At 74.8% G+C, this 8,542-nt stretch carries 8 protein-coding genes and 1 pseudogene; 5 read left to right on the top strand and 4 right to left on the bottom strand.

What is annotated here, in order from left to right; translation table 11 throughout:
• Positions 1 to 1,731, bottom strand: a pseudogene (locus F8279_RS11330) (hypothetical protein); the annotation flags it as partial.
• Between the two features lie 162 nt (positions 1,732 to 1,893).
• Between F8279_RS11330 and F8279_RS11325 the strand changes: the two are divergent.
• The 3 genes from F8279_RS11325 to F8279_RS11315 are packed head-to-tail and all read left to right on the top strand — an operon-like array spanning position 1,894 to position 4,554.
• Positions 1,894 to 2,745 carry an ABC-2 family transporter protein gene (locus tag F8279_RS11325; protein WP_091421107.1) on the top strand — a complete coding sequence of 284 codons (852 nt, stop codon included), beginning with the start codon at positions 1,894 to 1,896 and terminating at the stop codon, positions 2,743 to 2,745.
• A 19-nt stretch (positions 2,746 to 2,764) separates the two neighbouring features.
• The gene (locus tag F8279_RS11320; protein ID WP_151499895.1) at positions 2,765 to 3,565 is read left to right on the top strand and encodes an ABC transporter permease; all 801 of its coding nucleotides are present in this window, start codon (positions 2,765 to 2,767) and stop codon (positions 3,563 to 3,565) included.
• A complete protein-coding gene (locus F8279_RS11315) occupies positions 3,562 to 4,554 on the top strand; it encodes an ATP-binding cassette domain-containing protein (RefSeq protein WP_091421099.1) in 993 nt (330 codons plus the stop codon). Before F8279_RS11320 ends, F8279_RS11315 begins: the two co-directional genes overlap by 4 nt.
• Here F8279_RS11315 and F8279_RS11310 read toward each other — a convergent pair.
• Positions 4,538 to 5,098 carry a helix-turn-helix domain-containing protein gene (locus F8279_RS11310; protein ID WP_091421096.1) on the bottom strand — a complete coding sequence of 187 codons (561 nt, stop codon included), beginning with the start codon at positions 5,096 to 5,098 and terminating at the stop codon, positions 4,538 to 4,540. The genes F8279_RS11315 and F8279_RS11310 overlap by 17 nt on opposite strands.
• 67 nt (positions 5,099 to 5,165) lie before the next feature.
• Between F8279_RS11310 and F8279_RS11305 the strand changes: the two genes are divergently transcribed.
• Positions 5,166 to 5,912 carry an AzlC family ABC transporter permease gene (locus tag F8279_RS11305; protein ID WP_151499894.1) on the top strand — a complete coding sequence of 249 codons (747 nt, stop codon included), beginning with the start codon at positions 5,166 to 5,168 and terminating at the stop codon, positions 5,910 to 5,912.
• A complete protein-coding gene (locus tag F8279_RS11300) occupies positions 5,906 to 6,214 on the top strand; it encodes an AzlD domain-containing protein (RefSeq protein WP_091421090.1) in 309 nt (102 codons plus the stop codon). The genes F8279_RS11305 and F8279_RS11300 overlap by 7 nt, the downstream gene beginning before the upstream one ends.
• A 76-nt stretch (positions 6,215 to 6,290) precedes the next feature.
• On the opposite strand, the gene F8279_RS11295 is transcribed toward F8279_RS11300, so the two are convergent.
• Both F8279_RS11295 and murA read right to left on the bottom strand, forming a co-directional pair.
• Positions 6,291 to 6,896: a DUF3043 domain-containing protein gene (locus tag F8279_RS11295; RefSeq protein ID WP_091421087.1), complete on the bottom strand. Its 606-nt coding sequence runs from the start codon at positions 6,894 to 6,896 to the stop codon at positions 6,291 to 6,293.
• A 112-nt stretch (positions 6,897 to 7,008) separates the two neighbouring features.
• Positions 7,009 to 8,364, bottom strand: coding sequence for a UDP-N-acetylglucosamine 1-carboxyvinyltransferase (gene murA, locus F8279_RS11290; RefSeq protein ID WP_091421084.1), 1,356 nt, complete (start codon positions 8,362 to 8,364; stop codon positions 7,009 to 7,011).
• Positions 8,365 to 8,542 lie beyond the last annotated feature (178 nt).

Raw genomic sequence — 8,542 nt, 5'->3', positions numbered from 1 at the left:
GGTGGCGTGGGGCTGGGTACGCGGACCGGCGCCGTCGGGCTGTCCGCCGGCACCGGCAGGCCGAGCGTCGCGCGAGTCCGGGCGGACGGAACCGTCCTGGGCCGGGCGGCGCGCGTCGAGGCGCGGGCCGTCGGCTGGCGGCATCGGGTGCCGGGAGGGTGCCGGCCGATCCGCGGGTGGCCGGTCCCGCTCGTCCGGCCGGTGCACGTCGTGTTCCGGCCGGGGGCGCGGCTCGATGATCGGCCACTCGCCCTGGTGGGGGCGGGACCGGTCGGCCGGCGGGCGCTCCCAACGCTGGTCGGCGCCCGGCCGGGCCGGGGCGGCGGCTTGCGGGTCAGCCGGACGGTGCGGCTGTGCGCCGTACCGGTCGGGCTCGCCCTGCTGCGCGGGTCGCCCGTTCTCCGGTGCCCGGCGCTGCGTGTCCGGGTACGCGGCGGCCTCGCGACCCGGCGTCCGGTCGTCCCACCGGCCACCCGCCGGCTCGCGCCGGTCCGCCGGGGGAGGTGGGCCGGGCTCGCGCCAGCCGTCACGGCCGGGCTCGCGCCAGCCGTCACGGCCGGGCTCACGCCGTCCGTCGTGGCCCGGCCCGCCCCGGCCTGGTTCACGCCGGCTCGGCTCGGACCAGCCGGGTTCACGCCGGCCCGGATCGCTCCATCCGGCCGCGCTCCGCTCCGACGGTGGCACCGCGTCGTCGCGCCGGTCGACGCCGGGACCGCGCCGACCACGGCCGGGATCGTTCGGTGACGGCTCCGGGAAGGGGCCGCGACGTCCGTCGGGCAGGGGTTCGCGACGCCCGCCGGGGGAGTGGTCGTGGCGAGTGTCGGGTGGCGTGCCCCATCGGTCGCCGGAAGCCGCCGGACGACCGTCGGCCGGGGCGCGCCTGCCGTCCGCCGGGCGGTCGGGCCGGCGGGGGGCGGGGTGCGGGCTCTCGTTCGGCTCCGGCATCCAGCCCGGCTGGGCGCCCCGGCGCGGCGCGCCGTCGGGGTGTACCCAGCGTTGGTCGAGCCGCTCCGGCGGCGGACCGGTGCGGTGGGGCCGACGGCCGTCCGCGCCTGGGCCGTCGGGATGGCCGCGCCGCTCGTCCGGCCCCGCGAGGCGCTGTCCGCCGGGCCCGGCGGCACCCATCGGGTACGCCCCGCGCGAGCCGGCCGGCCCGTCCAGGTACGTGCCGCGTGGTCCTGCCGGTCCGTCCGGGTGCGCGCCACGTGGCCCGGCGGGGCTGGTCGGGTGCGCGCCACGTGGCCCGGCGGGGCTGGTCGGGTGGACGCCGGGCGGGACCGCGGGACTGATCGGGTACGCCTCGCGTGGGGCGGCCGGGCTGGTCGGGTATGCGCCGGCCGGGCTGATCGGGTACCCGTCCCGGGCGCCGGCCGGGCTGACCGGGTACCCGTCCGGGCCGGGCCGGTGCGCGTCGTGCGGGCCTGCCGGGCTGACCGGGCCCGCCCAGCGTGGACCGGCGGGACTGGTCGGATGCGCATCGCGTGGACCGGCGCTGACGGGGTAGGCGCCGTGCGGACCGGCCGGACTCACCGGGTACGTGTCCACGTCGGGCGCGGGGCTGACCGGGCGTACCTCGGCCCGGCCGACCACGGCGCGGGGACGCGGCGTCAGGTTCTCGATGCCGATGTCACCCGGGTAGCGCTGTCCGGGGAACTGCGGCTGCCACTCGTGGGTGGGCTCGGCGGCCCAGGCCGGTTCGGCCGGCTCGCGCCAGCTGCCCCAGCCACTCATCGGCAACCCCTCCCGCCGCTCGCGCGGGACGGCCCCGGGGCCGGCTCGCGTCGCTCGCTCACGGCGGTGTCACCTCATTGGAAATTCTCGCGCTGGGGCGCCGGACATGCCGGTACAGTCGCCCGGTCCAGCACGTCGTGGCTGCGGAAGGAGGGTAACGGCGTGGGCTCGGTCACCGCCACTGTGGCACCACCCACCGGCGCACACGTTACCCCATGGTTTCGGACATTCGGCGCGATCGCGGCGGCCGGGTTCCGGCGCCACGCGACGTACCGTCAGGCCGCCGTGGCGGGGTTGTGCACCAACACCGTGTTCGGCTTCCTGCGCTGCTACATCTTCCTCGCGGCGGCAGGTGCGGCGGGCACCGTCGCCGGGTACGACCGAGCGCAGCTCGCCACGTTCGTCTGGGCCGGACAGGGGCTGCTGGCGGTCATCGCGATCTGGGGCTGGACCGATCTGGCCGACCGGATCCGTACCGGCGAGGTCGCCGCGGACCTGCTGCGGCCGGTGCATCCGGTGACCAGCTACCTCGCCACCGACCTGGGCCGGGCCGGGTTCGCGTCGCTGGCCCGGCTGGTGCCGCCGCTGGTGGTCGGCCCGTTCTTCTTCGCCGTGTACGTGCCCCGGCACTGGGCCACGGTGCCGCTGTTCCTGCTCTCCGCGCTGCTCGCGGTGGTGGTCTGCTTCGGCTGCCGCTACCTGGTCAACGCCACCGCGTACTGGTTGCAGGACGTCCGCGGCCCGATGATCCTGTGGACGCTCGGCTCCGGCGTGCTGGCCGGGCTCTACTTCCCGCTCGGCTTCCTGCCCGGCCCGCTGGAGGCGGTCCTGCGGTACGCGACCCCGTTCCCCAGCATCCTCCAGGTGCCGCTGGACGTGCTCGTCGAGCGGGAGCCGATGTCCACCGGTCTCACGCTGGTCGGGGTGCAGGCCGGCTGGGCGGTGCTGCTGCTGGCGCTGTGCCGGCTGGTGCAGCGCCGAGCCGAGCGCCGCTTGGTGGTGCAGGGTGGCTGAGCGCGGCAGCGCGTCCAGGGTGGCTGAACTACGGGCGTACCGGGCGCTGCTCGGTGCGCAGGCGCGCTCGCAGGCCGCGTACCGCACCTCGTTCGTGGTGGACCTGGTCGGCAACGTGGGCGCCACCGTGTTCGACGTGGTAACCGTCCTGGTGATCTTCGGCGTGACGCGGGAGCTGGGCGGCTTCACGTTGCGCGAGACGCTCGTCGTGGTCGGCCTGTCGTCGTGCGGCTTCGCCACCGCCGACCTGCTGGTCGGCAACATCGAACGGCTTCCCCGGTACGTGCGCACCGGCCTCTTCGACGCCGTGCTGGTACGCCCGCTCGGGGCGCTGCCGCAGCTGCTGCTGATGGACCTGCCGCTGCGCAAGCTGTCCCGGGCCGTGTTCGGGCTCGCAGTGCTGCTTTTCGCACTCGTCTCGGCCGGCATCGACTGGACGCCGGGCCGGGTCGCGCTGGCGGTGGTCGCCCCGCTGGCCGCCGTGGTCTTCTTCGGCTCGGTCTTCGTGCTGACCGCCACGGTGTCGTTCTACTGGGTCGACTCGGGTGAGCTGGCCAACGCGGTCACGTACGGCGGGCGCGACTTCACCTCGTACCCGGTCACCGTCTACGGCGGGTGGTTCCGCGCGCTGTTCGCGTACGGGATGGGGTTCGCCTTCGTCAGTTACCACCCGGCGCTGGCGCTGCTGGGCCGCGCCGACCCGCTCGGCCTGCCGCACTGGACGGGCTGGGCCGCGCCGGGCGTCGCGGTGGTCGCGGCGGCGCTGGCCACCCTGGCCTGGCGCGTCGGGGTCCGTCACTACCGGAGTACGGGGTCATGAGCGTCATCGAGATGGACGGGCTGCGCAAGGAGTTCACGGTACGGGTGAAGGCCGGGCCGCTGCGGCGCGAGAAGCGGACGGTGACCGCCGTCGACGGGGTCGACCTGCGGGTGGAGCGCGGCGAGATGCTCGGCTACATCGGCCCGAACGGCGCCGGGAAGTCGACCACGCTGAAGATGCTCACCGGGGTGCTGACGCCGTCGGCGGGGCGGGCCCGGGTGTGCGGGTTGCGCCCGGTGGCCGACCGGACCCGGCTGGCGCTGCGGATCGGGGTGGTGTTCGGGCAGCGCTCGCAGCTGTGGTGGGACCTGCCGCTGCGGGACTCGTTCGACCTGTTGCGGCACGTCTACCGGGTGCCGGCCGGCGCGCACGCGGCCCGGCTGGCCCGCTGCCGGGAGCTGCTCGACCTGGACGGGTTCCTGGACATCCCGGTACGGCAGCTCTCGCTGGGCCAGCGAATGCGCGGCGAGCTGACCGCGGCGCTGCTGCACGGCCCGGAGGTGCTGTTCCTGGACGAGCCGACGATCGGCCTGGACGTGGTGAGCAAGCAGGCGGTGCGCGGCTTCCTGGCCGAGCTGGGCCGGGCCGGGGACACCACGCTCGTGCTCACCACGCACGACCTGGCCGACATCGAGCGGCTGTGCCGGCGGCTCGTGGTGATCGACCACGGGCGGGTGGTGCACGACGGGTCGATCGCCGAGCTGCACCGCCGGTACGGCTCGCGCCGGATGGTGGTCGCCGAGCTGGACGTGGCGCTGCCCGAGCCGCCGGTGCTGCCCGGGGCGCCGGTGCAGCGGGTGGAGGCGGACGGGCGGCGGCTGGTCTTCGCGCTGGAACGGGCGAGCGTCGCCGAGGTGGTGGCCGGGCTGGCCGGCCTGACCACGCTGCGGGACATCTCGATCGTGGAGCCGGACATCGAGGAGGTGGTGACCCGGCTCTACCGGGCGCCGGCCGGGGGTGCCGCGTCCGCGGTCACGGGTGCTCCATGACGAGTACGGCGAAGGTGCCGGGGGCCAGTGCCTCGTACCGGTGCGGGGTGTCGCCGGGGAAGGTGGCGTAGTCGCCCGGTTCCAGCTCGACCAGGTCGGTCTCGGGGCCGACGCGCATCCGCCCGGCGGCGACCACGACGTGCTCGACGCTGCGCGGGGTGTGCGCCTCGGCGAGCCGTACCGCGCCGGGTTCCAGCTCCATCACGTAGACGTCCCGCCGGGCGTGCGGCGCCCCGGCGGCGAGCAGGGTGGCCGAGAAGTCGGCGTGTTCGGACCGGATCCGGGGCCCGTGCCCGGCGCGGACCACCCGGACGGCGGCGGTGGGCGGTTCGACCAGGCGGCTGAACGGTACGTCCAGTGCCACGCCGAGCGCCCAGAGCGTCTCCACGCTGGGATTGCCGGACCCGGACTCCAGCTGGGACAGGGTGGACTTGGCGATTCCGGCGCGGCGGGCCAGCTCGGTGAGCGTCAGGCCCGCCCGTTCGCGCTCGCGGCGCAGCGCGGCGGCGATGGTGGCGAGTGGGGGAGCGGGGTCGATCGCCATCTGTTCGCTCCATCGGTCGGTTTGTTCGGTTTGACGAACCAGCGTGCTCCCGTTCAGGATAATGGACATGCGTACGGCATACCGAACGGGCGACGCCCGGGTGCTCCGCGACGTCGCCGCCATCGGCGCGGCGATGCTCGCCGTGGGCGCGTCGTTCGGCGCCGTGGCGGTGGCCGCCGGCCTGCCCGCCTGGGCCACACTCGCCATGTCCGCGTTCGTCTACGCCGGTGGCGCCCAGTTCATGGCAGTGGGCCTCGTCGTGGCCGGCAGTCCGCTCGCGGCAGTTCTCGCCGGCCTGCTCCTCAACGCCCGGCACCTGCCGTTCGGTCTGGCCCTCGGCGGCGCGCTCGGCTCCCGGCGCGCGCAGCGGCTGCTCGGCAGCCACCTGATGACCGACGAGGCGACCGCGTTCGCGCTGGCCCGCCCGGCCGGGCCGGAACGGCGCCGGGCGTTCTGGCTCGCCGGGGTGCTTCTGTTCCTGGCCTGGAACGCCGGTACCGCGCTCGGCGTGCTCGCCGGTGGCGCGGCCGGTGACCCGGCCGCCCTGGGACTCGACGCCGCCTTCCCCGCCGGGCTGGCCGCCCTGCTGCTGCCCAGCCTGCGCGACCGGGAGACCCGCCGGGTGGCGCTCGTCGGCGCCGGCCTCGCCGTGCTGGCGACCCCGTTGCTGCCGGCCGGGCTGCCGGTGCTGCTCGCGCTCGCCGCGCTGGCCCTGCCCCTGCTGGCCCGCCGTCGCCCACCCGCCGCGCCGTCCGAGACCGCTGACGAGGCGGCTGACGGCCGGAGCGTGCGGGCGGGGGAGGTCTCGTGCTGATCGCCGTGATCCTCGCGCTGGCCGCCGGCACCTACGGCTTCCGCGTCGCCGGGGTGCTGCTGCGGGACCGGCTGGACCTGCCTGAGTGGGCCCGTCACCTGCTGCCGGTCGGCGCCGCGACGTTGCTGGCCGCGCTGGCCGCCACCGCTGCGCTCACCGAGGCCGGGGGCTTCGCCGGCTACGCCCGGCCCGCCGGTGTGCTCGTCGGCCTGCTGCTGGCCTGGCGCCGGGCACCGTTCGTGCTGGTAGTGGTCGCGGCGGCGGCCACCACCGCGGTGCTGCGCCTGCTCGGCGTGGCCTGAGAGCGGCATCGACCCGCACGAGAACGGCCCCTGCCCGCCGGGGCGGGGAGGGGCCGATCGGCCCGGGTCGCCCCGGTCAGACCTTGTCGCCGATGTTCACCCGGGGCGCGGGCGCGCGCATCCGGCGGAACGTGATCGACCGCATGATCGCGTAGAAGTAGAGCGAGCCGAGCTTCTCGGTGCTCTTCGGGAAGCGCTCGCGGACCAGCCGCTTGATCTTCCGGGAGATCAGCACCGAGTCGATCAGCACACCGAGCGCCAGCGCGCCCCAGAGCACGTTCGACAGCAGCCGCACGATCGGAGGCATGGCCTGGTTGGAGCCGAACAGCACGATCAGCGCGCCGCCGAAGAACCAGGTGCCGATCGTCCGGCGGGAGTCGACCACGTTGCGGGCCAGCAGCCGCTCCGGGCCCCGGTCACGCGGGCCGCCCTCGCGGCGGAACTCGGCGGCGGCCTCGGCGCGGGCGGCGCGGCGCTGCGCGCGGGCCTCCTCCTTGGTCAGCGGCTTGGCCGGCGCGGTCGGCCGGCGACCGGCGACCGGGCGCTTCGGTGTGACCTGCCCGAGTTCCTTCTTGCTGGGCGTGTAGCCCCGGGGGCGGTCGGCGGACTCCTCGTCGGTCGTCACAGTGGTGACGGACTCCTCGACGAGGTCGGCGGACTTGCGGCGAAACAGCGACGGCACGCGGCAAGGGTAGCCAACCGGCCGCGCCCGGTGCACATCACGGGTGCACCGGGCGCGGCTTCCGTCTTGCGGTGCCGCGACAGAGGCGCTGTCGCGGCGCGGAACGGGACGGTCAGGGACGCTCGACGTGCGCGCCGAGGTCGGCCAGCTTGGCCTCGAAGTCCTCGTAGCCACGGTTGATCAGGTCCACGCCGTACACCCGGGAGGTGCCCTCGGCGGCGAGCGCCGCGATCAGGTGGCTGAACCCGGCCCGCAGGTCCGGGATGACCAGGTCGGCCGCGTGCAGCTTGCTCGGCCCGGCGATCACCGCGGAGTGCTTGAAGTTGCGCCGGCCGAAGCGGCACGGGGTGCCGCCGAGGCAGTCCCGGTAGACCTGGATGTTGGCGCCCATCGTGTTCAGCGCCTCGGTGTAGCCGAGCCGCTGCTCGTAGACCGTCTCGTGGACGATCGACAGGCCCCGGGCCTGGGTGAGCGCGACCACCAGCGGCTGCTGCCAGTCGGTCATGAAACCGGGGTGCACGTCGGTCTCCAGCGCCACCGCGTTCAGCTCGCCGCCCGGGTGCCAGAACCGGATGCCGCCCTCCTGGCCCGCGCTGCCGCCGCGCGGCGGGCGCAGGTCGGTGACCTCGTACTCGCCGCCGACCGACCGGAAGATGTTCAGGAAGGTCATCATGTCGGCCTGCTGGGCGCCCAGCACCTCGACGTGACCGCGGGTCGCCAGCGCCGCCGCCGCCCAGCTGGCCGCCTCGATCCGGTCCGGGATCGGCCGGTGGGTGTAGCCGTGCAGCTTCTTGACGCCCTGGATCTCGATCACCCGGTCGGTGTGCACCTTGATGATCGCGCCCATCTTCTGCAGCACGCAGATGAGGTCGATGATCTCCGGCTCGACCGCCGCGTTGCGCAGCTCGGTGACACCCTCGGCCATCACCGCGGTGAGCAGCACCTGCTCGGTGGCGCCCACGCTCGGGTACGGCAGCGAGAACTTCGTGCCGTGCAGCCCGTTCGGCGCGGACAGGTGCAGGCCCTCCGGGGTCTTCTCGACAGTGGCGCCGAACTCGCGCAGCGCCTGGAGGTGGAAGTCGATCGGGCGCGGGCCGATGTGGCAGCCGCCCAGGTCGGGGATGAAGGCGTGGCCGAGCCGGTGCAGCAGCGGGCCGCAGAACAGGATCGGGATCCGGCTGGACCCGGCGTGCACGTTGATCTGGTCGGTGCTGGCGCTCTCGACGTTCGTGGGGTCGAAGACGAGCTCGCCCTCCTCGTCGCCGTCGCTGACCTTGACGCCGTGCAGGCCGAGCAGACCGCGGACCACCTCGACGTCACGGATGCGGGGCACGTCGAACAGCCGGCTGGGTGTGTCGCCCAGCAGGGCGGCCACCATCGCCTTGGACACCAGGTTCTTCGCGCCGCGCACGCGGATCCGCCCTTCAAGCGGAGTGCCTCCGTGTACGACCAGGACGTCGTCGGTCAACGCAACCTCCAGCGCGTTGGGTGTTGCCGTGTCTAGTGATGGGTGCACGAAGTTCATCGCTACCCGGAACGCGGTCATGGGAAAACGGGCCGCGTGTGTCGTCGCCCCGGCAGCATAGCCCTCCGTGACGGGAATGGAATCGGTCACATCGCCAGCGAGGGCACGAACCGGGGTGTCC

The sequence above is a fragment of the Micromonospora sp. AMSO1212t genome, assembly GCF_008868145.1.
In the GTDB taxonomy this organism is placed as follows: domain Bacteria; phylum Actinomycetota; class Actinomycetes; order Mycobacteriales; family Micromonosporaceae; genus Micromonospora; species Micromonospora tulbaghiae.
Note: the sequence above shows the minus strand (reverse complement) of the source record. Positions and strands in the feature narration are given on the sequence as shown.

Coding starts and splice junctions, on each gene's coding strand:
- F8279_RS11315 (WP_091421099.1), top strand. CDS start 3,562: ATGAGCGTCATCGAGATGGACGGGCTGCGCAAGGAGTTCACGGTACGG.
- F8279_RS11310 (WP_091421096.1), bottom strand. CDS start 5,098: ATGGCGATCGACCCCGCTCCCCCACTCGCCACCATCGCCGCCGCGCTG.
- F8279_RS11305 (WP_151499894.1), top strand. CDS start 5,166: ATGCGTACGGCATACCGAACGGGCGACGCCCGGGTGCTCCGCGACGTC.